Source organism: Curtobacterium sp. UCD-KPL2560, from assembly GCF_001705035.1.
Lineage (GTDB): Bacteria > Actinomycetota > Actinomycetes > Actinomycetales > Microbacteriaceae > Curtobacterium.
Genome location: NZ_MCIG01000032.1, coordinates 1 through 22,986, shown reverse-complemented (window position 1 = coordinate 22,986; position 22,986 = coordinate 1). Strand labels below are relative to the sequence as shown.

The following is a 22,986-nucleotide window of genomic DNA, read 5'->3' as shown; positions in this document are numbered from 1 at the left end:
AGGCCGCTCCGACCCGCCTCAGGCGGGCAACCACCCCGTGACGGCCGCGAGGCGACGCGCGACGTCCGCCGGCGACAGACCGACGGTGTCCACCCGGGTGACCGTGTCCGCGACGGCCGAGTCGAGCCTCCCGGCCGTCGCCGCGCTGTGCGCGAGCTGCGCCGACGGGGCGGAGCCGCCCGCCCGTCGGCCCAGCCGCTCCGCGGTCGTGTCGTCGTCCGCGCGGAGGAGCACGACGTGCACGACCGGGTCGTCGCCCATCGCCGCGGCCAACCGGTCGTGCTCGAGCACCGCGGCCGTGTTCGTGAACACCAGCCGGTGGTGCCCCAGCTCCCGGTACGCGCGCCACAGCACCGCGAGGTTCCGCTCCGCCAGGTGCGCCTCGGGGTGCACGAGGTGCGGGGCCGGGTAGGCGAGGTCGAGCACGTCGCCCTCGATCACCGCGTGGTGGACGTCCGCGGCGGACAACAGGTCGTGCAGGGCCGCTGCTGCCGTCGACTTGCCGACGCCGGAACGTCCGCCGACGAACAGGACCTCCGACCGCGGCACGACTCAGCCGCGCCCGAGCGACAGCAGGACCAGCGCGGCGTCCTCGGGCCCGTAGTCGAACATGCGGTCCCAGAACGGGTCCGCCGCCCACGGCACGTCGCCGCCGGCGGGCACCGCGTGCGCGGTCTCGAGCAGCCAGTCCACGGTCGTGCGCACCGCTTCGGCGTACCGCGGCGGCTGCCACCCGAGCGTTCGGGCGGCGGTGGTGTCGAGCACGGACGGCGACGGCACGCTCCAGGGGGTGACGCCCACGAAGCCGGGGGCGTCCTTGTCGAGCAGGACCTCGTCGAACCGGTGGTCGACCAGGCCGGCGAGCGTGCGGACGATCTCGAGCACGCTCGGTGCGTCCTCGTCGGCCACGTTGAGGATGCGGCGGTCGGGTGCGTCCGCGACGAGCCGGACGAGCGACGCGATGCCGCTCGCGGCGGTCGTGTGGTCGACACCGCGGCCCGCGTCGGCGAGCAGGATCCGCTCCCGACCGTCGAGCGCGCGGCGCACGACGAACCACTCCCGGGGCCGGCCGGTGCCCGGGCCGTGCACCTTCGACGGGCGCAGCACCGTGACGGGGGCGCCGTGGTCGAGCAGCACCTGCTCCGCGGCGACCTTCGCGGCCGCGTAGCCGTCACGGCTGGTCGGGTCGCCGTCGCCCGCGGTCACGGTCGGTTGCAGCTCGGTGACCGCGCCGCCGAACACCGGCTTGTCGAGGGAGTTCGCGTGCCGACCCTGCTCGTCGACGTAGACCGCCTTGGACGACACGAACACCGTCGAGCCGACGTCGTCGAGGTACGGGCGCAGCTGCAGGGCGTCGTCGCGCGTGACGCCGACGGTGTCCACCAGCAGGTCGGCTCCGGGACGGAGCAGGTCGCGCAGCACCGCGGTGTCGCGACGGTCGCCCGCGGTGAAGGAGGCGCCGGCCGCCGTCAGGGCGTCCGCGGCGGGCCCGCCCCGGCGGGCGAGGACGTCCACCTGCCAGTCGTCACCCCCGCGTCCGGACGCGTCGAGGAGGTCGCGGACCACGGCGGAGCCGATGCCGCCGGTGCCGCCGAGGACGACGGCTCGCCTGGTGCTCATGGCGTCAACGCTAGCCCCGAGCGGTCGCGCGCCGGGACGCGGAGGCACGTGGCCGGACCGGCGCGCCGCCCACGGCGTGCACGAGGGACGGACGGGATGCGCGCGGTCGGGTCCGCGCGCTCGTCACGGTGTGCAGATGCCTCGGACGCGGAGGCGCGTGGCCGGGACGGCGCGCTCGCCCGGCTCGGCGGGCACCCGGTCCGGACCGGGCGCGGGCCGGACTCAGGACGCGAGCCGCTCCGGCTCCCGCTGCCACCAGTCCACGAGCGACCCGTCGTACACGGTCACGTGCTCGTGCCCGAGGACGGTCAACGCCAGCGCGTCGACGCACGCCGCGCTCCCGACCCCGCAGTAGGTGACGATCTCGTCGGCCTCGAGGACCGGCCGGAACGCCTCGGCCAGCGCGGGGCGCCGCAGCAGCGTGTTCGACACCGGGTCGACCAGGTCGTCGGTGGTGATCACCGTGCTCCCCGGGACGACGTCCGGGTGGTCGTCGCCGAGCAGTGACCGCGGAGCCGCGAGGACGATCGCGGCGGGCTCGTCGCCGCGGACGGCGCGCAGGACCCGGTCGTGGTCGGCCCAGACGGCGCGTTCCTCACCCGCGAGGAACGGCTCCGACGGCACGGCCACCGCGGCGCGCAGGGCACCGACGCGGACCGGGCGGCCCTCGTCGCGCCACTTCGTGAAGCCGCCGTCGAGCACGGCCACCTGCTCGAAGCCGAACGCGCGGAAGATCCACCACAGCCGTGCGGCCCACTCGCCGACGCTGTCGTCGTAGACGACGACGCACGAGGTGTTCGTCACGCCGAGCGCCCGGGCCGCGGCCTCGAACCGCTCGGCACCGGGACGGGTGAACGGGACGGGTGCGTCCGGGGCGGAGAAGGCGTCGACGAGGTCGGCGTAGCGGGCACCGGGCACGTGGCCCTGCTGCTCGTACGCGTCGCGGGCGTCCTGCCAGCTCATCGCCAGTCCGGTCCCCGTCGTGTGCACCGACGCGTCGAGCACGACGAGGTCGTCGGCACCGAGGTGGTCGGCGAGCCACTGCGTGGACACGAGCGGCGAGGTCAGGACGGGGGACATGGCGCTCACGATATCCGCGGCCCCCGACGCATCCCAGCAGGATCGACACAGTGCGCAACCGCGCCGTCCGGGGCGCACGGAATCCGAACTTCCGTGCAGCAGGACGGCCCGGGTCGCGCAGAGGTTCTGCGCGGCCCGGGCCGTGGAGCGGCCCCCGCGTCGAGCGGTCGCCAGGTGCGCCACTCGGGGGACACCGCTGGTGCGCCCGCTGCGGGGATGCCGCTGGTGCGCCCGCTGCGGGGATGCCGCTAGTGCGCTGCCGCGGGGATGCTGCCCGTGGCGGTCGACGCCGCGTGCTCGAGCTTCGCGAGCCGCACCGACTGCCGGTTGATGAGCAGCCCGCCGGCGAGGGCGACGAGCACGAGCACGCCCGCCGAGATCGCGAACGCGGCGTGGTACCCGTCGAGCACCGCCTGCGCCTGCTGCAGCTTGCTCGGGGCGCCCTGCAGTCCGGACAGGCTGTTCGAGACGACGTCGGCGAAGATCGTCGACAGCAGCGCTGTCCCGATCGAGCCGCCGACCTGCTGCGCGGTGTTCACGGTCGCCGAGGCCACACCGGCGTCGGCGCGGGCCACCCCGGTGGTCGCGGTGTTCATCGCGGACGAGAAGATCGTGCCCATGCCGAGACCGATCACGATCAGCGCCGGCAGGACGGTGCCCGCGTAGGTGCTGTCCAGGTCGGTGCGGAGCAGGAGCAGCAGGCCCGTCGCCGCCACGAGGCCACCGGCGAACACCAGCACCTTGGGGCCGACGCGGGGCAGGAGCCGCCCACCGATCTGCGTCGATGAGAGCATGATCGACGCCGGCATCGGCAGGAACGCCAGGCCCGTCTGGAGCGAGGTGAAGCCCAGGGTCTGCTCGAGGTAGTAGGTCAGGAACAGGAAGATCCCGAACATGCCGATCGCCACGAGGCCGATGGCGAGGAACGAGCCGCCGCGGTCGCGGTCGAGCACGACCCGGAGCGGCAGGAGCGGGTGTGCGACGCGGGTCTCGATGAACACGAACGCGGCGACGAGCACGACGCCCGCGGCGAGCATGACGATCGTGACGGGAGCATCCCAGCCGTTCGACTCGGCGTTCGAGAACCCGTAGACGATCCCGACCAGGCCGGCGGTGATCGTGAGCACCCCGGCGACGTCGATGCGCGGGCGGTCGACCTTGGGCGGACGGGCCATGAAGACGAGCGCACCGATCACGCCGAGGACGGCGAACACGACGTTCACGTAGAGGCACCAGCGCCACGAGGCGTACTCGGTGAGGACACCGCCGAGCAGCAGGCCGATGGCGGCACCGGACCCGGCGATCGACCCGAAGATGCCGAACGCGCGGCCGCGTTCCTTCGGGTCGCGGAAGGTCGTCGTGAGCATGCCGAGGGCCGACGGTGCGAGCAGGGCACCGAACACGCCCTGCAGTGCGCGGGCCGCGACGAGCAGCCCGAACGAGTCGGCGAGGCCGCCCAGGACGGACGCGACCGCGAAGCCGACCAGGCCGATGATGAAGGTGTTCTTGCGCCCGAACAGGTCGCCGAGGCGGCCGCCGAGCAGCAGGAGCGACCCGAACGCGAGCGAGTAGGCGGTGACGATCCACTGCCGCTGGTCGGTCGCGAAGCCGAGGTCGGCCTGCGCCGAGGGCAGTGCGATGTTCACGATGGTGGCGTCGAGGACGACCATGAGCTGGGCGAGGGCGATCACCGCGAGGGCGATCCACCGGTGCTGCGGCTGGCCGTCAGCGGAGCCGGCGCTCCGGGAAGGTGCGGGGGCCGACCCGGTCGGAGTCGGCGCGGTCTGTTCTGCCGTCACGGCAGCCTCCTTCGAGAAGGTGGAGGGGGAGGTGGTCTGGTGGACCGGGAAACGGATGCGCGGCATCCGCTTCGGAACACTGTAGACCAAAACGGAGCGACCGCATCCACTTGTTCCCAGAAAGTTCCGTTACGTTCATGGCCATGAGCACCACCGACCACGCGCACGACGTCGAGCGCCCCCTGCGCGCCGACGCCGCACGCAACCGCGAGCTCATCCTGCAGACCGCGCGTCGGTGCTTCGCGGAGCGCGGGATCTCGGTCACCCTGAACGACATCGCGCACGAGGCCGGCGTCGGCGTCGGCACCGTCTACCGGCGCTTCGCCGACAAGGACTCCCTGATCGAGGCACTGCTCGCAGCCAAGTTCGAGGCCCTCAACGAGGCCGCTGCCCGGGCCGCCGCCGAGTCCGACCCGCGTGAGGCCCTCCGCGTGTACCTGATGGGCGTCTTCGCCTTCCGGGCCCGGGACCGTGCGCTCGCCGACGCGATCGTCCGCGCGGGCAAGGGGCGCCCGTCGATCGCCCGCGAGCGCGACCGGCTCGAGGACCAGGTCGACCGCATCATCCGCCGCGCGAAGGACGCCGGGGTGGTGCGCGCCGGGTTCGACTACCGCGACCTGCCGATGCTCACGACCATGCTCGGTGCCGTGGCGGACGCCACCCGCGACGCCGACCCCGAGGCGTGGCAGCGCTACGCGCAGGTCCTCGTCGACGGGGTGATGCCGCCGAGCACGCCGGACGACATGGTCGGGACGCCGCTCGACCGGGGCGCGCTCGAGCGCGCGATGCAGCCGACCGTCTGACGGACGTGCGGCGCGCGCCCGTCATGTGACCCGCGACCGGCCGGGAGGCGCGGGGCAGGCCCGCCCCGCGCCTCCCGGCCGTCCCCTGGTCGCGACGCGACCGGGCGCCGACCGGCGTCCGCCGGTCGCGACGCAGTGCTCCGACCGGCGAACACGGTCGAGACGCGACGCGCGCTACAACCAGCTCGGCACCCAGTAGTGCGAGCGGATGAAGTCCCACGGCACCTGCATCCCGGTCCACATCGGGTACCAGTACGCCGACGCCAGGACGACGACCACCAGGTACACCCCGATCCAGACCAGTGCCCGCGTGCGGCGCGGCCGCGGGTCGTCCCGCGACCCGGCCACCAGCCCGATCGCCGCCGCGAGCGCCATCACCATGAAGGGCTCGAAGGCCACCGTGTAGAACTGGAACACCGTGCGGTCCGTGTACAGCAGCCAGGGCAGGTAGCCGCCCGCGACGCCGATCAGGACGAAGCCGTACTCCCAGCGGCGGCGCAGCACGAAGAGCACCAGGAGCGCCACGGTCGCGATCACCGCCGCGTACCAGACGAACGGGTTCGCGATCCCGGTGATGGCCTCGCCGCAGCGGGTGGACGCGCAGCCGTCCTGCCCGGCGTCCGTCCCGACGTAGTACATCGACGTGGGCCGCTGCATGACGAGCCAGAGCAGCGGGTTCGCCTGGTACGAGTGCGGCGTGTGCAACCCGATGTTGAAGCCGTAGATCTCGGACTGGTAGTGCCACCAGTTCTGGAACGAGTCCGGGACCCACGCCAGCACGCCCGTCCAGCGCTGTCCGCCGGAGCCGATCCAGTCACGGTCCCAGCCCGCCCGCGACAGGAACCACCCGGTCCACGACGCCAGGTAGGTGACGGCGGCGACCGGCACCGTGAGCAGGAACGTCACGGGCGCCTGCTGCAGGAAGGCGCTCGACGACCAGAACGCGATGCCGGCCCGGCGGCGCATCATCATCTCGACCAGCACCGAGTACAGCGCGAAGAACGCCAGGAAGTACAGGCCCGACCACTTCGTCGCCGAGGCGAGCCCGAGCGCGATCCCGGTCGCCAGGAGCCACGGCCGCCACACGAGCACCGGGCCCCAGAGCAGTTCGCGTCCTGCCTCCCGACGCCGGGCGACCCAGGCGTCCAGCCGTCGCTGGGCCCACCGGCGGTCGAGCAGCAGCGCTCCCGCACCGAGCACCACGAAGAACGTGACGATGCCGTCGAGCAGGGTGACGCGACTGAGCACGATGGCCTGCCCGTCGACCGCGAGCAGGAAACCGGCCAGGGTGCCGATCGCGGTGGACCGGAAGAGCGAGCGGGCGATGAGCGCGGTCAGCAGGACCGTGGCGGTGCCGAGCACGGCGACCGTGATGCGCCAGCCGAAGGAGCTGTCCGCCCCGAACAGCAGCATGCCCAGGCCGATCAGGTACTTGCCGAGCGGCGGGTGCGCGACGAACTCGGCCGCCTTCGTGAACAGGTCGGTCTCGCCGGCGGCGAAGCGCTGGTCGGTCGTCGTGGCGCCCTCGCCGCTCGGGTTCGCCGGCCAGGTGCCCTCGTACCCGAGGTGCACGATCGACCAGCCGTCCTTGACGTAGTACGTCTCGTCGAACACGAGCGAGTGCGGGTGACCGAGCCCGACGAGGCGCAGGACCGCCGCGAGGAGCGTGACCGCGAGCGGCCCGGTCCACCGCCAGACCGCGACCCGGCGCGAGGTCGACAGGACCCGGCCCCACCAGTCGTCGATGCGGGAGCCGACCGGCCCGGCGGGCGTGGTCGTCGGGTCGTCGGTCAGCTCCGTGGTCATCGCAGTGCATCCTACGGATCGACCCCACGACGGACCTGCCACCACAATGGGGAGGTGATCGTCCTCGCAGCAACGCCCATCGGGAACCTCGGCGACGCGTCGCGCCGACTCGTCGAGACCCTGTCGAACGCGACCGTCGTGGCGGCGGAGGACACCAGGACCGCCGTGCACCTCATGCGCGCGCTCGGCATCGAGAACCGGCCGCGGCTCATCGCCCTGCACGAGCACAACGAGCGCGCCCGCGCCGCGGAGGTCGTCGAACTCGCGCGCGACGAGGACGTGGTCGTGCTCACCGACGCGGGCATGCCGGCGATCAGCGACCCCGGGTTCCCGCTCGTCGAGGCCGCCGCTGCCGCCGGGGTGACGGTCACCGCGCTGCCGGGTCCGTCGGCCGTGCTGATGGCGCTCGCCGTGTCCGGACTGCCGACCGACCGCTTCACCTTCGAGGGGTTCCCGACGCGCAAGGCGGGGGAGCGGCGTCGCGCGTTCGAGGCGCTCGCCGGGGAGCAGCGGACCATGGTGTTCTTCGAGTCGCCGCACCGGCTCGCCGACACGCTGACCGACATGGCGGCCGGGTTCGGGGCCACGCGCCGGGCGGTCGTCTGCCGCGAGCTCACGAAGCTCTACGAGGAGGTCCGGCGCGACTCGCTCGAGGCGCTCGCGGCGTGGGCCGCCGACGGCGTGCGGGGCGAGATCTGCATCGTCGTCGCGGGCGCCTCGGGCTCGGTCGACGAGGTCTCGCTCGAGGACGGCGTCCGGCTCGTCCTGGAACGCGTCGCCGCGGGCACGCGCATGAAGGAGGCGTCGGCCGCGGTCGCGGACGCGACCGGGCTCTCGAAGCGCGACCTGTACGAGGGCGCGCTCGCCGCGCGGTAGTCGCGACCACGGGCCGGTCTGGAGGCACGGTGCGGGGCCGCCCCACGCCTCCCGTCCGGCGGTCCACAGGCGGCGCGCGGGGCGCGACGTGTTCTCCACAGGTGGTGCGCGGGGCGCGTCACGCGGCATGCGGCCGCCCGTAGGATGGTCCGCATGTCCGCCGGGTCCTCGTTCAGCATCACCACGCCGATCTTCTACGTGAACGACGTGCCCCACATCGGGCACGCCTACACCGAGGTCGCTGCGGACGTCCTCGCACGCTGGCACCGGCAGCGGGGCGACGACGCCTGGCTGCTGACCGGCACCGACGAGCACGGGCAGAAGATCCTGCGCACCGCCTCGGCGAACGACGTCACGCCGCAGGAGTGGGCGGACCGGCTCGTGAACGACGCGTGGAAGCCGCTGCTCGACACCGTCGACGTGGCGAACGACGACTTCATCCGCACGACCGACGAGCGCCACGAGCGCGGCGTCACCGCGTTCCTGCAGAAGCTGTACGACGACGGCTACATCTACGCCGGCGAGTTCGAGGGCTTCTACTGCGTGGGCTGCGAGGAGTACAAGCAGCCGAGCGACCTGGTCGCCGGCACCGGCGCGTACGAGGGCCAGCAGGTCTGCGCCATCCACTCGATCCCGGTCGAGGTCCTGGCCGAGCGCAACTACTTCTTCCGGATGAGCGACTTCGAGCAGCGCCTGCTCGACCTGTACGAGTCGAACCCGCTGTTCATCCAGCCCGAGAGCGTCCGCAACGAGATCACCGCGTTCGTGAAGCAGGGCCTGCGCGACCTGTCGATCTCGCGGTCGAGCTTCGACTGGGGCATCCCGATCCCGTGGGACCGGGACCACGTGCTGTACGTGTGGTTCGACGCGCTGCTGAACTACGTCACCGCCCTCGGGTACGGCTCCGACGACGACGAGGCGTTCCGGCGCCTGTGGCCGAGCGTGCACATCGTCGGCAAGGACATCGCGCGGTTCCACGCCGTGATCTGGCCGGCGATGCTCATGGCCGCGGGGCTCCCCGTGCCCGAGCGGGTCTTCGGCCACGGCTGGCTGCTCGTCGGCGGCGAGAAGATGTCGAAGTCGAAGCTCACCGGCATCGCCCCGTCCGAGATCACCGACACGTTCGGGTCCGACGCGTTCCGCTACTACTTCCTCCGCGCGATCACCTTCGGGCAGGACGGCAACTTCAGCTGGGAGGACATCTCCGCCCGGTACGCGGCCGACCTCGCGAACGGGTTCGGCAACCTTGCCTCGCGGCTCGTCGCGATGCTGCAGAAGTACTTCGACGGTGCGGTCCCGGAACGCGGCGAGCTGACCGACTCCGACCGCGCGATCGACGCCCTCGCGGTGTCCGTCACCGAGCGCGCCGACCAGGCGATCCAGGCGTTCGCCCCGCAGGACGCCATCGCCGCGGTCTGGGAGCTCGTCGACGCCCTGAACGGCTACATCACCGAGCAGGAGCCGTGGGCACTGGCCAAGGACGAGTCGGCGCGCGAGCGGCTCGGCACCGTGCTGACCACCGCGCTGCGCGGCCTCGGCACCGTGAACGTCCTCGTGTCGCCCGTCATGCCGAAGGCCACCGAGAAGCTCTGGGCAGCGATCGGTGCCGGTGGGTCCGTCGCGGAGCAGCGGGTCGACCGTGCCTGGGAGTGGCAGGGTGCCGAGACCGTCGTGCCGCTCGAGAGCGGACTGTTCCCGCGGATCGAGCAGCCGGCGACCGAGCAGGGCGCGGCGTGACCGACGCGGCGGACGCCTCGCACGTCCGGGCCCGTGGCGACGGCTCGTCGGGCGGGTCGAAGCGCGACCTGAGCTACCCGCCGCTGCCGCAGGCGCTCGTCGTCCCGGTCTACGACAACCACACGCACATGGAGATCGCCGACGGGGTCGGTGACGGCGGTGACGGTCCGCTCGACTACCGCGAGCACCTCGACCGTGCGTCGAGCGTCGGGGTCCGCGGTGTCGTGCAGGTCGGGACCGACCTGGCGACCTCGGAGTGGTCCGCGCAGATCGCCGCCCGCGAGCCCCGTGTGCTCGCCGCGGTCGCGCTGCACCCGAACGAGGCACCCGTCCTCGACGAACAGGGGCTGCTCGCCGAGCACCTGGCCGGCATCGAGCGGCTCGCGGCGCTGCCCCGGGTGCGCGCGATCGGCGAGACCGGACTCGACTTCTTCCGGACGGGCGAGGACGGCCGTGCCGCTCAGGTGCGCTCGTTCGAGGAGCACATCCGGATCGCCAAGGAGCACGACCTCGCGCTGACGATCCACGACCGCGACGCGCACGACGCCGTGGTCGAGGTCCTCGACCGTGTCGGCGCCCCCGAGAAGACCGTGTTCCACTGCTTCTCGGGCGGGCCGGACCTGGCTCGCCTGTGCGCCGAGCGCGGCTGGTACATGTCGTTCGCCGGCACCGTGACGTTCAAGAACGCCGAGCTGCTCCGCGACGCCCTGCGGGTCGCGCCGCGGCACCTCGTGATGATCGAGACCGACGCGCCGTTCCTCACGCCCATGCCGTACCGCGGCCGGCCGAACGCGCCGTACCTGATCCCGCACACGCTGCGGTCGATGGCCGAGACGCTCGGCACCGACGCCTCGATGCTCGCCGCGCAGATCGCGTCGAACACCGAGCTCGTGTACGGCGCGTGGGACGCCGAACCCGTCACGGTGGACGAGTAGCCGTGGGCGCCCTGCTCGGCCCCGCGGAGATCCGCGACCTGGCCGCCAAGCTCGACGTCACGCCCACCAAGAAGCTCGGGCAGAACTTCGTCCACGACGCCAACACCGTGCGCCGGATCGTCGCCGCGGGTCGGGTCACGGCCGATGCCCGCGTGCTGGAGATCGGCCCGGGGCTCGGGTCGTTGACGCTCGGGCTCACCGAGACCGGCGCTCCCGTCACCGCCGTCGAGATCGACGGTCGCCTCGCCGCCCAGCTGCCGGACACCGTCGCTGCCATGCAGCCCGACGCACGACTGCGGGTCGTGCACCAGGACGCGCTGACCGTCACGGTCGACGACGTACCCGAGGCACCCACGCACGTGGTGGCGAACCTGCCGTACAACGTGTCCGTGCCGGTGCTCCTGCACCTGCTCGCGACCTTCCCGTCGATCGAGCGGATCCTCGTGATGGTCCAGGCCGAGGTCGGGTACCGGATCGCCGCGGGACCGGGCAGCAAGGTCTACGGGGCGCCGAGCGTCAAGGCCGCCTGGTACGGCTCCTGGTCCACCGCCGGCCAGATCAGCCGCCAGGTGTTCTGGCCGGTGCCGAACGTCGACAGCGTGCTCGTCGGGTTCGACCGGCACGACCAGCCGGGCGACGAGACGCTGCGCGCGCAGGTGTTCGCCCTGGTCGACGGAGCGTTCCAGCAGCGCCGGAAGATGCTGCGGCAGAGCCTGTCCGGTGTGCTCGGCAGCAGTGCCCGGGCGTCCGAGCTGCTCACCGCCGCCGGCATCGACTCCACGGCTCGGGGTGAGGCGCTCGCGCCGGAGGACTTCGTCCGACTCGGTCGGACGGTGCTCGCCGCGTCCTGACCGGCCCGCACGACCCGGTCGGGCGGTGCTCGCCGCGTCCTGACCGGCCCGTGCGCCCCGGTCCGGCGGTGCTCGCCGCGTCCTGACCGGCCCGTGCGCCCCGGTCCGGCCGCGGGGCGCTCTCCGCGCGGCGCGGTGCGCTCCTGCGCTCGCGGAGCCCCCGGTACCCGCGCCCCCGGCGCCGTGGTCCCGCCGTGGCGCGACGTGCTCCCGCACAACGAGAAGCACGTCGCACCACGGAAACCCGTGGTGCGACGTGCTTCCTCTTGTGCGAAGGCTCGGAGGCCCGGCGTCCCGTTGGCACGGAGACCTGGAGTCACGAACACAACATGTTCGTGGTTCAGGAACGACGCTGGGTACGGTCGCTCCGCCTCATCGAAAGGAGCACTCATGACGACGACCGACCCTGCCGTGGCCGCGTCCCGCCGCACAAGGCCGACCAGTACGCGGGTCTTCTCGCGCGAGGAGATCGACGCCATCACGGCGCGGACGCCCGCGCCCGTCGGCACGCCAGAGGAGCGCCGGGCCCGCCTGCACCGAGCGCTCAACACATTCGCGTCGGACAGGGAGTTCACGCCGACCTCTCGGCTCCTCCGCCGTGGATGATCACGGATGCCGTCGTTCGACGACCCGGGCGCGCGTGGCGTGCTCGCGTTCGAGCAGTACGTCGACGTGCCGCGCAGGGTCGTCCTCGACTCCTGGTTCCTCCGACGGGCGATCGACACGACCGTCTGCGGGCACAGTGCGCCGGCGGCGTTCCTGCAGCGGTTGGACCTCATGGCGACCGATTGCTTCTACAACGGCCTCTCCGAGCTGGAGATGATCGAGTCCGCCTACTCGATGGGACGACGCGGGTTGCTCGTCGAGTGGGAGACGGTCAAGTCGACGACACGCGTGCACTGGGTGGGGGTGGACGAGGTCGCTGACGACGTCGAGGCGCTGGTGGACCGGTACGGTCTGACGGCGAGCGGTGCGATCCAGGTCGCCACGACAGTCGCGGTCGACGCAGACGCGCTCGTCAGCGTCGATCCGGGCCTGGGTGTCGTCGACGCCGGGACGCTGCCCCTGCTCGTGGACGCCGACAACGTCGACGCCGCACGACGTCATCGCGGACGGTCGAGCTGAACCGCGTGCTCACCGGGATGCGGGGTCACCGGCGTCCGTGCTCGTCGAGCTGTGCTCCCACGCCGCCGTGGCGCGACGTGCTCCCGAACTACGAGAAGCACGTCGCACCACGGAATTCCGTGGTGCGACGTGCTTTCCCTTGTGCGAAGGCGCGCCCGCCCAGCGCGACCCGCGCGCGGCGCGCGCCCGTCGCCCGTCGCCCGTCGCCCGTCGGTCGCCCGGCGCCCGGCGGGCGCCCGGCGCGCGACGCGCGCCCGCTCAGTGCCCGCGGCCGGCCATCGCCTCGAGGATCTGCCGGTGCGTCCCGTCACGCTCGGCCCACCGCAGCGGCTGCACGTTCTCGACCAGGACCTCGTCGGCCCCCGAGGCCAGCAGCGTCATGACCTCGTCCGCGAAGACGTCGAGCGGCATCCCGCCGAAGTCCTGCCCGCCCATCAGGTCGGTCTCGACGGCGGGCGGCGCGAGCTCGACGACCGCGACGTCCGATCCGACGAGCTGCTGCCGGAGCGCCTGCGTGTAGGAGTGCACCGCGGCCTTGGTCGCGCTGTAGGTGGGGGTGGCGGTCAGCGGCACGAACGCCAGGCCGGAGGAGACCGTGACGACGGTCGTGGTCGGTCGGGTGAGCAGGTGCGGTAGGAACGCGTCGATGAGGCGGATGGTGCCGAGCAGGTTCGTCTCGATCGTCGCGACGGCGTCCTCGATGTGCCCGGGGTCGCGCAGGTCCTCGTTGCGCATGATGCCCGACATGGTCACGAGGGTGTCGAGGTCGGGGTGACGTTCGAGCACGGCGGCCGAGGCGTCGCGGACGGACGCGGCGTCGGCGACGTCGACCGCCACGGTGTCGAAGCCGTGCTCGGCGGCCAGGGCGTCGAGCCGGTCCTGCCGACGGCCGCCGATGACGACGGTGCTGCCGGCTGCCTGCAGGCGCTGGGCGAGGGCGAGCCCGATGCCGGAGGTGGCGCCGGGGATGAAGACGGTGCTGTTCGTGGTGTCCATGCGCTCCAGCGTGCTCCGCCGCACGGGCGGCCACCAGGGCGCGCGCATCGGGGGACCGGCGATCCCTGGCTCGACGGTGGCCCAGGCGGCACGATGGGCACATGGACCGTCCCGCTCTCGCCGACTTCCTCCGACGCCGCCGCGAGACGCTCCGCCCGGACGACGTCGGACTCGGCACCGGACCCCGCCGCCGCACGCCCGGCCTCCGCCGCGAGGAGGTCGCCGCACTCGCCGGCATGAGCGTCGACTACTACACCCGGCTCGAGCAGCAGCGCGGCCCCCAGCCCTCCGAGCAGATGGTCGCGGCGATCGCCCGGGCGCTCCGGTGCAGCCTCGACGAACGGGACCACCTGTTCCACCTCGCCGGTCACACCGCCCCGGTCCGGATGCACCGTAGCGACCACGTCGACCCGGCGATCCTGCGGGTGCTCGACCGCCTCGAGGACACCCCGGCGATCGTCGTCAGCCTGCTCGGCGAGACGCTCGTCGAGAACCGGTTGGCGACCGCCCTCCTCGGCACCTCGGTCGGCCTGCCCGGCAACGAGCGCTACCAGGCGTGGCGCTGGTTCGTGACGGGGACGGAGCTCGCGAAGTACGCCCCCGAGCAGCACGACCGGCTCGGGCGCGTCGTGGTGGCGTCGCTGCGCGCAGCGGTCGGCCTCGCGGGTCCGGGCGACCGCCGCGCCACCGAACTGATCGCGGACCTGCTCGACCGGAGCCCCGCCTTCCGCGAGCTCTGGGAGCGGCACGAGGTCGCGACCCGGTGGTCGGACAACAAGACGATCGTGCAGCCGGAGCTCGGGCGCATCACCGTCGACTGCCAGGTCCTGCACACCGACGACCAGGCACAGGCCCTGCTCCTGTTCACCGCGCCCCCGGGCAGCGAGGACGCTCAGAAGCTCGAACTCCTCGGCGTCCTCGGCACCCAGCAGTTCGGCTCCGAACCGGCGCGGTAGGACTGCAGCACGTCGCCGAGCGTCGTGGGGAGCCGGTGATATGATGGAGGAGCAGGACGCTGCAGAGCCTCCCGCACCCAGCCAACGCCCCGCCATCGGCGGGGCGTTGTGTCGTTCGGGATCAGGATCATCCCGGTCTCACGGTGCCCAGACGTAGTCCACGATCGTGATCCGTTCGAGGATCGCCACGATCTTCGCGACTGCTGCGGCCGCCCGCTCGTCCTTCTCGACAACTGTTCGTGAGCGGTTCATGAAGTAGGTCGCCAGGTCTGCTCCCTGCAGCATGCGACTCTCGTGCGAGGGGCCGAAGTAGATCGTGTCCGCGATCCGGGTGAGCGGCTTCTTCGTGTAGCCGGGAACGCTCTCGACCTTGAAACTCCGGAGGCTCCGGCGAGCGCCCGCCGCCGAGTGGTGTTCGTCTGCGAGCACGAGACCGAGACCATCGCTGCGGTCCAGCGAGCCCAGCCGCTCGTGCACGCACTCGAGCAGCTGGGCGAGAGTGAGGAGGTGCGGAGGGAATGCGCGTGAGCCGTAGCGGCGGCGGTGGGCCTGCAGGTCGATGCCGCGGAGGACGTACGAGGCCGAGGATCGCGCCAGGACCTTCGCAGCCAGGGTGCACGCCTTGACCCGCCACCCGACGGGGACTCCCTTCCACGGACCCTCGCCGTGGAACATCTCCACTCCGTGGAACTCCGCATCCGGCTCGAAGCCTCCGACATGTGCGGCCACCAGTCGGCCGATGTCGTCGAACCCCCGCTCGATGGACCTGATCGCGTCGGCGTCGGCGACGAGCGCGCCGAAGAAGTAGAAGTCGTCATCCCTCGCTGATTCGTCGATGAAGATGAGGCGCACCACGCAACCGTACTGATGTTCCAGAACATCACCGAGCCGAAGCAACGGCGCGTCACACTCCTGGCACCGCCCGACCACCCGTGCCTAGGGTGGGGCGGTGAGCACTCCGCGCGTGTACGTCATCCACGAGAACCCCGAGTGGTTCCCGCCGCTCGCCGCCGCCTTCGCCGCCGAGGGCGTCCCGGTCCAGGAGGTCCTGCTGACCGAGGGCCGGATCGACCTCGGCGCCGATCCGGAGCCGGGCGTGTACTGGAGCCGGATGTCGGCGAGCAGCCACACCCGCGGCCACGAGCACAGCAAGGAGTACACCCGCGCGGTCCTCGGCTGGCTCGAGCGGGCCGGTCGCACGGTCGTCGGCGGCAGCCACGTCCTCGAGCTCGAGGTCTCCAAGGTCGCCCAGCACGGACTCCTGCGGGCCGCCGGCTTCGACGTGCCGCGCACCACGGCCGTGTTCGGCACCGAGCAGCTCTCGGCGGCCGCCCGGGACTTCACCGGCGGGCAGGACGTCCCGTTCATCACGAAGCACAACCAGGGCGGCAAGGGCCTCGGGGTCCGCCGCTTCGACTCGCTGGCCGAGTTCGACGCGTACGTCGGCAGCCCCGAGTTCGAGGCGCCCGTCGACGGCATCACCCTGCTGCAGGAGTACCTCACCGCGCGCGAGCCGTTCATCACGCGTGCCGAGTTCGTCGGCGGCGAGTTCGTCTACGCCGTCCGTGTCGACACGAGCGCCGGCAGCTTCGAGCTCTGCCCGGCCGACGCGTGCGCCGTACCGTCCGGAGCGGACACCCCCCAGGTCATCGCCGGAGCCGTCTGCGACGTGCCCGGCACCGAGACGCCCGGCGCACCCCCGGCCTTCAGCCTGCGGGACGAGGTCACCGCCGAGCACCCGCTCGTGCAGCGCCTGCGCACGTTCCTCGCCGAGCAGGGCATCGCGATCGCCGGTGTCGAGTTCATGGAGACCACCGACGGGCGCACCGTCGTGTACGACATCAACACGAACACGAACTACAACCCCGCCGTCGAGGCGGTCGCGCCGGTCTCCGGCCCGCGCGCGATCGCGCGCTTCACCGGCGCGCTCCTCGAGCGCGAGTACGCGGCGGCCGCGACCACCGCCTGATCCGGCACCACCCACCGGACGGGAGGCCCGGCGCGGCCCTGCACCGCGCCTCCCGTCCGTCCCACCACCGGCCGGGAGGCGCGGGTCGGGCCCGCCCCGCGCCTCCCGGCCGTCACTCCCCACCAGCAAGGAACCACTCGTGCGATTCGGATACTGGACCCCGCTCTTCGGCGGCTGGCTGCGCAACGTCGAGGACGAGGCGATGCCCGTCACGTTCGACTACGTGAAGCGGCTCGCGCAGCGCGCCGAGCGCATCGGCTTCGACCTGACGCTCGTGCCGGAGCTCAACCTCAACGACATCAAGGGGACGGCGGCGCCGAGCCTCGAGGCGTGGGCCCTCGCGGCGGCGCTCGCGGCGACGACCGAGCGTCTGGAGATCATGGCGGCGATGCGCCCCGGCTACCACCTGCCGGCCGTGACGGCGAAGCAGGCGGCCACGATCGACGAGATCTCGTGCGGGCGGTTCACGTTCAACGTGGTCAGCGCCTGGTGGGCCGAGGAGGCACGGCAGTACGGCGGCATCTTCTCGGAGCACGACGACCGGTACGCGCGCACCGAGGAGTTCGTCGCGATCCTCAAGGGACTGTGGGCGGAGACGCCGTTCTCGTTCTCGGGGGAGTACTACGACGTGCAGAACGCGCACCTCGAGCCGAAGCCCCGCGTCACGCCGCGCATCTACGCGGGCGGCGAGAGCGAGGCGGGCAAGGGCGCGATCACCCGCTTCGCCGACGCGTACCTGACGCACGGCGGTACGGTCGACGAGCTCCGGACGAAGATCGCCGAGATGCGACGTCGGCGCGAGGAGGCCGGAGCCGCGCCGTTCGAGGCGTTCGGCATGGCCGCGTACGTCATCGTGCGCGAGACCGAGGCGGAGGCACAGGCCGAGCTCGCGCGGATCACCGACGTGCAGCACGGGAAGGCGTACGAGTCGTACCAGGACTTCATCTCGAAGTCGCAGCTCGAGCACGTGCCCTCGCTCGAGGACTACTCGGTGTCGAACCGTGGCCTGCGTCCCGGGTTCGTCGGGACGCCGCAGCAGGTGGCCGACCGGATCCGCGCGTTCGAGGACGCCGGGGTCGACACGCTCCTGCTGCAGTTCTCGCCGCAGGCCGAGGAGATGGAGCGCTTCGGCGAGCAGGTCATCCCGTTGGTGCGGCCGACCGTCTGAGTCGCGGGCGTGCGCGGTCCGTCGGCGCAGCGTGCGACGGCGGTCCGTCGTCGGGAGGATAGGTTGGTGCCATGACCACGCCGGCCGCTCCGACCCGCGTACGGGTACGCGCCCCCGGCAAGATCAACGTGTACCTGTCCGTCGGGGCGCTGCAGGACGACGGGTACCACGACGTCGCCACCGCGTACCAGGCGGTCTCGCTGTACGAGGACGTCACCGCCGAGCACGCCGACGACTTCTCGGTGCGGTTCACCGGCCCGATCGACACGAGCGGGGTGCCGACCGACGAGTCGAACCTCGCGATCCGGGCGGCCCGCATGGTCGCCGACGCGTCCGGACACCGCGGCGGGGTGCGGCTGACGATCGACAAGCAGGTCCCGGTCGCCGGGGGCATGGGCGGCGGGTCGGCCGACGCGGCTGCGACCCTGCTCGCCGTCGACACGCTCTGGGGCACCGCGCTCGGACGTGACCAGCTGCTCGGTCTCGCGGCCCGGCTCGGCGCCGACGTGCCCTTCGCCTTCGCGGGCGGCACGGCGGTCGGCACCGGCCGCGGCGACGAGCTGAGCCCGGCGCTCGCCAAGGGGGAGTTCCACTGGGTGCTCGCGCTCAGCGACTCCGGGCTGTCCACGCCGGCGGTCTACCGCGCGCTGGACGCCCACCGCGAGCGGTACCGGGCGGACATCGCGCCCGCGCCGACGACCCCGGTGGTCGAGGCCCACGTGCTGCAGGCGCTGCGGGCGGGCGACCCGGGCCTCCTCGCGGACTGCCTGCACAACGACCTGCAGGCCCCCGCGATGCGGCTGCAGCCGGCCCTGGCGGCGACGCTCGAGGTCGGCGAGAAGGCCGGCGCGCTCGCGGGCATCGTGTCCGGGAGCGGGCCGACGGTGGCGTTCCTGGTCGCCGACCGGGACACCGCGCTCGAGGTGCAGGTCGAACTGAGCGCCGCCGGGTTCGTGGCGCTGCGGGCGACCGGGCCGGTGCACGGCGCGCGCGTCGTCCACCAGTGACGACGGCGCCCGGGCACTGACGGCGGGGGTCAGCCCTTGACGTACTCCGTCAGCACGACGCGGCCGGTCTTCCAGTGCTGCTCAGCGTGGAAGCCGTGCTCCGCCAGGACCGCGGCGGTCTCCGGCTCGATGTTCCGCGCCTTCGGGGTCCCGCCGACGAACCACACGGTGTCGATCTCGCCGAGTCGCTCGGGGATCGTCGTGGCGAGGTCGCCGTTCTGGTTCCACAGCACCCCGGTCTCGGCGCCGATCTTGCGCGCGCCGAGGTCGGTCATGCCGGTGAACGCCCACGGGTAGGAGATCCGGATGATGTCGGCCGTGGTGCCGGGGTGGCCGTAGACGCTGCCGAACACGACGCCCTCGTTCGCACCCGCACGCCCGGCACGCTCCGCGGAGACGATCGAGGCGGCGTTCGCCCAGGTCGAGTCCTGCTTGGCGCGGGGCATCTTGACGGCGCTCGCGGTCGGGATGCTCAGCACGAGGCACACGGCCAGCGCGGCGCCGAGCAGTGCCTTGGGCCGCACGAGCGTGATGGCGAGGGCGATGAGGAGCGCGACGAACGGCAGGCTCAGCGACGCGTACTTCGGCGTGTACAGGTGCTTGCCGAACGCGGTCGCCAGGAGCAGCACCGCGGTGGGCAGCACCACGAGGGGGAGGGCGACCCGGACGGCCTGGGCACGCAGGAGCGCGCGCACCGAGGGCGAGCGGCGGTGCACCTGGACCGCCGCGGCGACGACACCGACGACCATCAGGGCCCACGCGACGGCCGCGTACAGGTCCGAGCCACCGAACCAGGCGGTCGCGAAGACCTGCGGGATCGTCCGCTCGCTGATCGGGCCGATCCACCCGACCTGCTTCGACTGCGCGGTGATCTCGAGCACGAGCGGCGAGACGGCCACGGCGGCGATGCCCGCGGCCACCGCCCAGCGCACCACGACGTCGCGGGTGACGAGCGGTGCCGGGCCACGGCCGGAGCGGCGCTCGGCGAGCAGGGTCCAGCCCAGCGCGACGGCGTGCGCGACGACGGCGAGGGCGAGGTACGCGTTGAAGGTGACCGCGACGAGCGCCACGGCGCCGTAGGCGATCCACCAGCGCAGGCTCCGACCGGTGCGGGTCCGTCGGACGGCGGTGAGGCCGACGAGGGTCAGGCAGACGGCGAGCGTCGTGACGGTGGCGTAGGGGCGACCCTCGGAGCCGGCCCACTGGACGCGGGGGAGGGCGATGAAGACCAGGCCGGCCGTGATGCCGAGCCGTCGACCGCCCAGACGACGGCCGAGTGCGACGACCAGCCCCGCCGCGACCCCGATCGCCAGGGCGCTCGGGAAGCGGAGGGTGAACGGGGTGTACCCGACGAGCCAGAACCAGGCGTGGATCATCGCGTAGTACAGACCGTGCACCGCGTCGACGGAGTGCAGTTCGGCCCAGAGCTGCGGCCAGCTGCGCTGCGCGCTCGTGACGGTCGCGGCCTCGTCGTACCAGAGCGAGGGCACCCAGGCGAAGGCCGCGGCGACGAGGACACCGAACGCCCCGATCGTCAGCTCGGGGGTGCGGACGAGGGCGAGTCCGACGGCCGCCGAACCGGTGCGCAGGCGCGACCGGACCGGCGCGACGCCCGCGGACGCGGGGACGCGGATGCTACCGGTCTGGGGTGTACTCACGCTCAGGACGGTAGCGGGGTCGGCTGGACGGCTGCCCGGTACCGGACCGGTCTGCGTGAGAGTTCGCCATGCCGTAGGGTCGCGTCCACCATGACGACACTCCGCATCCGCGACGCCGCACGGTACCTCGGCGTCAGCGACGACACCGTCCGCCGCCTGGTGGAGTCCGGCGCACTGCCCCGTGCCGAGGACGCCGCGGGGCGCACGGTCGTCGCGGGCAGCGACCTCGCCGCGTACGTGCGGGGGCGGGACGCCGGGTTGGACGACCCGTCGGGCGTCCGCAGCTCCGCCCGGAACCGGTTCGTGGGGATCGTGACGGACCTGGTCGTGGACGGTCTGGTCGCGCAGGTCGAGCTGCAGGCCGGGTCGAACCGCGTCGTGTCCCTGATGACCGCCGAGGCGGTGCGCGACCTCGGGCTCGAGGTCGGGTCGGTCGCCGTGGCCTCGGTGAAGGCGACGATGGTGACCGTCGAGGTCCCGGACGTCGCCGAGGCAGGCCGGTGACCGCCGACGGCGCCGACGCCCTCGCGGCACGGGACGCGCGGCGTGCGGTGACGTCCCGCACGGCGGTGCTCCCCGGCGCGGGCCGGTCCGCGCTCGACGCCCTCGCCGCGGCGCGGGTCCTGGTCGTCGGTGCCGGCGGCCTCGGCTCGCCCGTGCTCACCCTGCTCGCCGGTGCCGGCCTCGGGCGGATCACGATCGTCGACCACGATGTCGTCGACGCGTCGAACCTGGCCCGGCAGACCCTGTTCTCGCTGGCGGACGTGGATCGCCCGAAGGCCGAGGTCGCCGCCGCCCGGGTCCGCGGCGTCGACCCGGTCGTCGAGGTCGTCGCGCTCGCCGAGCACTTCCGCCCCGAGCACGTGACCGGGCACGACGTCGTGGTCGACGCGGCCGACAGCGTCGAGGTCACCCGGGCGGTGTCCGACGCCTGCGCCCGTGCGGGGGTCCCGTTCGTGTGGGGCACGGTCCTCGGCTACGACGGCCAGGTCTCGGTCTTCCACGACGCCGCACCGGAGCCGGTCGACTTCCACGACCTGCACCCCGACGCACTGCCCGACGAGGGGTCCTGCGCGCGGGACGGCGTGCTGCCCGCGCTCTGCGGTGCCGTGGGTTCCGTGATGGCGGCGCAGGTGACGGCCCTGGTCGCGGGACTCGGCGAACCGCTGCTCGGCCGCGTGCTCACGGTGGACGCCCGACGCTGGCGGTGGACCGAGAGCCCGCTGCGGCGCGGACCGGGGTCGCGGCGCCCGCAGGCGTCGGCGCTGCCGGAGCCGGCACGGGTGTCGCCGGCCGGGCTGGCCGCGTGGCTGGACGACCCGGCGCGGCGGGTGGTGCTCGTCGACGTCCGCACCGAGGAGGAGCTGGCGACCGGGATCGTCCTCGGCTCCGTGCGACCGACCGACCTCGACCCGGCCGCCGGGATCGCTGCGGGGGACTCGACGCTCGTGGTCGTGTGCGCCAGCGGCGGTCGGGCCACCGCGTGGGCCCGGGCGGCGGCGGACGAGGGGCGGGACGCCGTGGTCCTCGACGGTGGCATCACGGCCTGGCGGCACGAGGGACGTCCGACCGCCGACCGGTCCGCGTCCGACTGAACGAGCGACGGGTGGTCAGCACCCCGGCGACCGCGCGCCCGTGGAGCACCACGACGACCGCACCTGCGGCTAGGATCGCCCCGTGAAGCCGCTCCTGCGTGTCGCCGTCCTCGTCGCCGTGGCGTCGCTCGCCGTCGCCGGCTGCTCGACCCAGGCCGCGACGACCGGCGGCAGCGCACGGACCGCGGACCCCGCCGGCCCCACTCCGTCCACCGGCCCCACGGGCACGATCACCGTGCTCGCCGCCGCCTCGCTGCAGCGCACCTTCACGACCCTCGGCGAGCGGTACGAGCAGGCGCACCCCGGCACCACGGTGCAGTTCTCGTTCGCCGGGTCGAGCGACCTCGTCACGCAGGTCCGCAACGGCGCGCCCGCCGACGTCGTCGCGACCGCCGACGAGGCCACGATCCGGAAGCTGTCGGCGGGGGACCTCGCCGACGGCTGGCCGCAGGACTTCGCCACGAACACGCTCGAGATCGCCGTCGCCCCCGGCAACCCGCTCCGCATCCACGACCTCCGCGACCTGACCGCCCGGGACGTCCAGCTCGTCACGTGCGCCGCCCCGGTGCCGTGCGGTGCCGCGACGGCCGCGGTCGAGCGGGCCTCCGGGGTCGACCTGCACCCGGTCAGCGAGGAGCAGTCCGTGACCGACGTCCTCGGCAAGGTCGAGTCCGGGCAGGCCGACGCCGGGCTCGTCTACGTGACCGACGTCCGCGGTGCCGCGGGCAGGGTCGACGGCGTGCGGTTCGCCGCGGCGGCGAAGGTCGTCAACACGTACCCGATCGGGGTGCTCGACGACGCGGCCGACCCGGCCCTCGCGGCGTCCTTCGCCGCGTACGTCCGTTCCGACGCCGGCCGCCGGGTCCTCACCGACGCCGGCTTCGGCACCCCGGCCCGGTGACGGCGCAGGACGGCGGCCCGACGACGGGCCGGGCTCCCGAAGCCGGCGTCCCCGCGGACCCGGCGGCCGGCGTCGGAACGGACGTACGCGGCGAAGGACGCCGC

The 22,986-nt window shown here is 73.1% G+C and carries 21 protein-coding genes; 13 read left to right on the top strand and 8 right to left on the bottom strand.

All coding sequences use genetic code 11. The features are described from left to right. Nucleotides 1-18 precede the first annotated feature (18 nt). The 4 genes from BEP24_RS09240 to BEP24_RS09225 form a co-directional block, all read right to left on the bottom strand. A complete protein-coding gene (locus BEP24_RS09240; protein WP_065962625.1) occupies nt 19-549 on the bottom strand; it encodes an ATPase in 531 nt (176 codons plus the stop codon). A gap of 3 nt (nt 550-552) precedes the next feature. Continuing rightward, entirely contained in the window at nt 553-1,620 is a 1,068-nt protein-coding gene (locus tag BEP24_RS09235; protein ID WP_065962622.1) for an NAD(P)-dependent oxidoreductase, read from the bottom strand. A 222-nt stretch (nt 1,621-1,842) separates the two neighbouring features. Further along, on the bottom strand, nt 1,843-2,700 hold the full coding sequence (locus BEP24_RS09230) for a rhodanese-like domain-containing protein (protein ID WP_065962618.1): 858 nt from the start codon (nt 2,698-2,700) through the stop codon (nt 1,843-1,845). 248 nt (nt 2,701-2,948) lie between these two features. Further along, a complete protein-coding gene (locus BEP24_RS09225) occupies nt 2,949-4,499 on the bottom strand; it encodes an MFS transporter (protein ID WP_065962642.1) in 1,551 nt (516 codons plus the stop codon). 143 nt (nt 4,500-4,642) lie between these two features. Here BEP24_RS09225 and BEP24_RS09220 point away from each other — a divergent pair, with 143 nt between their 5' ends. Further along, entirely contained in the window at nt 4,643-5,302 is a 660-nt protein-coding gene (locus BEP24_RS09220) for a TetR/AcrR family transcriptional regulator (RefSeq protein WP_175473825.1), read from the top strand. A 174-nt stretch (nt 5,303-5,476) separates the two neighbouring features. Here the strand turns inward: BEP24_RS09220 and BEP24_RS09215 are convergent, their stop codons facing one another. Next, nucleotides 5,477-7,108, bottom strand: a complete 1,632-nt coding sequence (locus tag BEP24_RS09215) for a phospholipid carrier-dependent glycosyltransferase (RefSeq protein ID WP_065962614.1) — start codon at nt 7,106-7,108, stop codon at nt 5,477-5,479. A 54-nt stretch (nt 7,109-7,162) separates the two neighbouring features. Here BEP24_RS09215 and rsmI point away from each other — a divergent pair, with 54 nt between their 5' ends. From rsmI to BEP24_RS09185, 5 genes are all read left to right on the top strand, one after another. After that, on the top strand, nt 7,163-7,984 hold the full coding sequence (gene rsmI / locus BEP24_RS09210; RefSeq protein WP_065962613.1) for a 16S rRNA (cytidine(1402)-2'-O)-methyltransferase: 822 nt from the start codon (nt 7,163-7,165) through the stop codon (nt 7,982-7,984). A gap of 153 nt (nt 7,985-8,137) precedes the next feature. After that, entirely contained in the window at nt 8,138-9,721 is a 1,584-nt protein-coding gene (metG, locus tag BEP24_RS09205; RefSeq protein ID WP_065962640.1) for a methionine--tRNA ligase, read from the top strand. Beyond that, the gene (locus BEP24_RS09200; RefSeq protein WP_171898779.1) at nt 9,718-10,656 is read left to right on the top strand and encodes a TatD family hydrolase; all 939 of its coding nucleotides are present in this window, start codon (nt 9,718-9,720) and stop codon (nt 10,654-10,656) included. Before metG ends, BEP24_RS09200 begins: the two co-directional genes overlap by 4 nt. Before the next feature lie 2 nt (nt 10,657-10,658). Next, the gene (gene rsmA, locus BEP24_RS09195; protein WP_065962611.1) at nt 10,659-11,507 is read left to right on the top strand and encodes a 16S rRNA (adenine(1518)-N(6)/adenine(1519)-N(6))-dimethyltransferase RsmA; all 849 of its coding nucleotides are present in this window, start codon (nt 10,659-10,661) and stop codon (nt 11,505-11,507) included. Nucleotides 11,508-12,119: 612 nt separating this feature from the next. Continuing rightward, complete coding sequence (locus BEP24_RS09185; protein ID WP_065962608.1) at nt 12,120-12,632, top strand: hypothetical protein; 513 nt, start codon at nt 12,120-12,122, stop codon at nt 12,630-12,632. Nucleotides 12,633-12,890: 258 nt separating this feature from the next. Here BEP24_RS09185 and BEP24_RS09180 read toward each other — a convergent pair whose 3' ends face one another. Further along, nucleotides 12,891-13,628, bottom strand: coding sequence for an SDR family NAD(P)-dependent oxidoreductase (locus BEP24_RS09180; protein ID WP_065962606.1), 738 nt, complete (start codon nt 13,626-13,628; stop codon nt 12,891-12,893). 101 nt (nt 13,629-13,729) lie between these two features. Between BEP24_RS09180 and BEP24_RS09175 the strand changes: the two genes are divergently transcribed. Continuing rightward, complete coding sequence (locus tag BEP24_RS09175; RefSeq protein WP_065962605.1) at nt 13,730-14,584, top strand: helix-turn-helix transcriptional regulator; 855 nt, start codon at nt 13,730-13,732, stop codon at nt 14,582-14,584. Between the two features lie 138 nt (nt 14,585-14,722). On the opposite strand, the gene BEP24_RS09170 is transcribed toward BEP24_RS09175, so the two are convergent. Then, on the bottom strand, nt 14,723-15,436 hold the full coding sequence (locus BEP24_RS09170; RefSeq protein WP_065962602.1) for a DUF3800 domain-containing protein: 714 nt from the start codon (nt 15,434-15,436) through the stop codon (nt 14,723-14,725). Between the two features lie 97 nt (nt 15,437-15,533). On the opposite strand from BEP24_RS09170, the gene BEP24_RS09165 reads away from it, so the two are divergent. From BEP24_RS09165 to BEP24_RS09155, 3 genes are all read left to right on the top strand, one after another. Beyond that, nucleotides 15,534-16,553, top strand: coding sequence for a RimK family alpha-L-glutamate ligase (locus BEP24_RS09165; protein WP_065962601.1), 1,020 nt, complete (start codon nt 15,534-15,536; stop codon nt 16,551-16,553). 139 nt (nt 16,554-16,692) lie between these two features. Next, on the top strand, nt 16,693-17,721 hold the full coding sequence (locus BEP24_RS09160; protein ID WP_065962600.1) for an LLM class flavin-dependent oxidoreductase: 1,029 nt from the start codon (nt 16,693-16,695) through the stop codon (nt 17,719-17,721). Between the two features lie 71 nt (nt 17,722-17,792). Further along, a complete protein-coding gene (locus BEP24_RS09155; protein ID WP_065962598.1) occupies nt 17,793-18,728 on the top strand; it encodes a 4-(cytidine 5'-diphospho)-2-C-methyl-D-erythritol kinase in 936 nt (311 codons plus the stop codon). A gap of 29 nt (nt 18,729-18,757) precedes the next feature. On the opposite strand, the gene BEP24_RS09150 is transcribed toward BEP24_RS09155, so the two are convergent. Further along, the gene (locus BEP24_RS09150) at nt 18,758-20,386 is read right to left on the bottom strand and encodes a glycosyltransferase family 39 protein (protein WP_065962597.1); all 1,629 of its coding nucleotides are present in this window, start codon (nt 20,384-20,386) and stop codon (nt 18,758-18,760) included. 90 nt (nt 20,387-20,476) lie between these two features. On the opposite strand from BEP24_RS09150, the gene BEP24_RS09145 reads away from it, so the two are divergent. The 3 genes from BEP24_RS09145 to modA all read left to right on the top strand — a co-directional run bounded on the left by BEP24_RS09145 (nt 20,477) and on the right by modA (nt 22,882). Continuing rightward, nucleotides 20,477-20,890, top strand: a complete 414-nt coding sequence (locus tag BEP24_RS09145; protein ID WP_065962595.1) for a helix-turn-helix domain-containing protein — start codon at nt 20,477-20,479, stop codon at nt 20,888-20,890. Then, on the top strand, nt 20,887-21,981 hold the full coding sequence (locus BEP24_RS09140; RefSeq protein WP_065962593.1) for a HesA/MoeB/ThiF family protein: 1,095 nt from the start codon (nt 20,887-20,889) through the stop codon (nt 21,979-21,981). The genes BEP24_RS09145 and BEP24_RS09140 overlap by 4 nt, the downstream gene beginning before the upstream one ends. An 82-nt stretch (nt 21,982-22,063) precedes the next feature. Continuing rightward, nucleotides 22,064-22,882, top strand: a complete 819-nt coding sequence (modA, locus tag BEP24_RS09135) for a molybdate ABC transporter substrate-binding protein (RefSeq protein ID WP_065962590.1) — start codon at nt 22,064-22,066, stop codon at nt 22,880-22,882. The last annotated feature ends 104 nt before the right edge of the window (nt 22,883-22,986 follow it).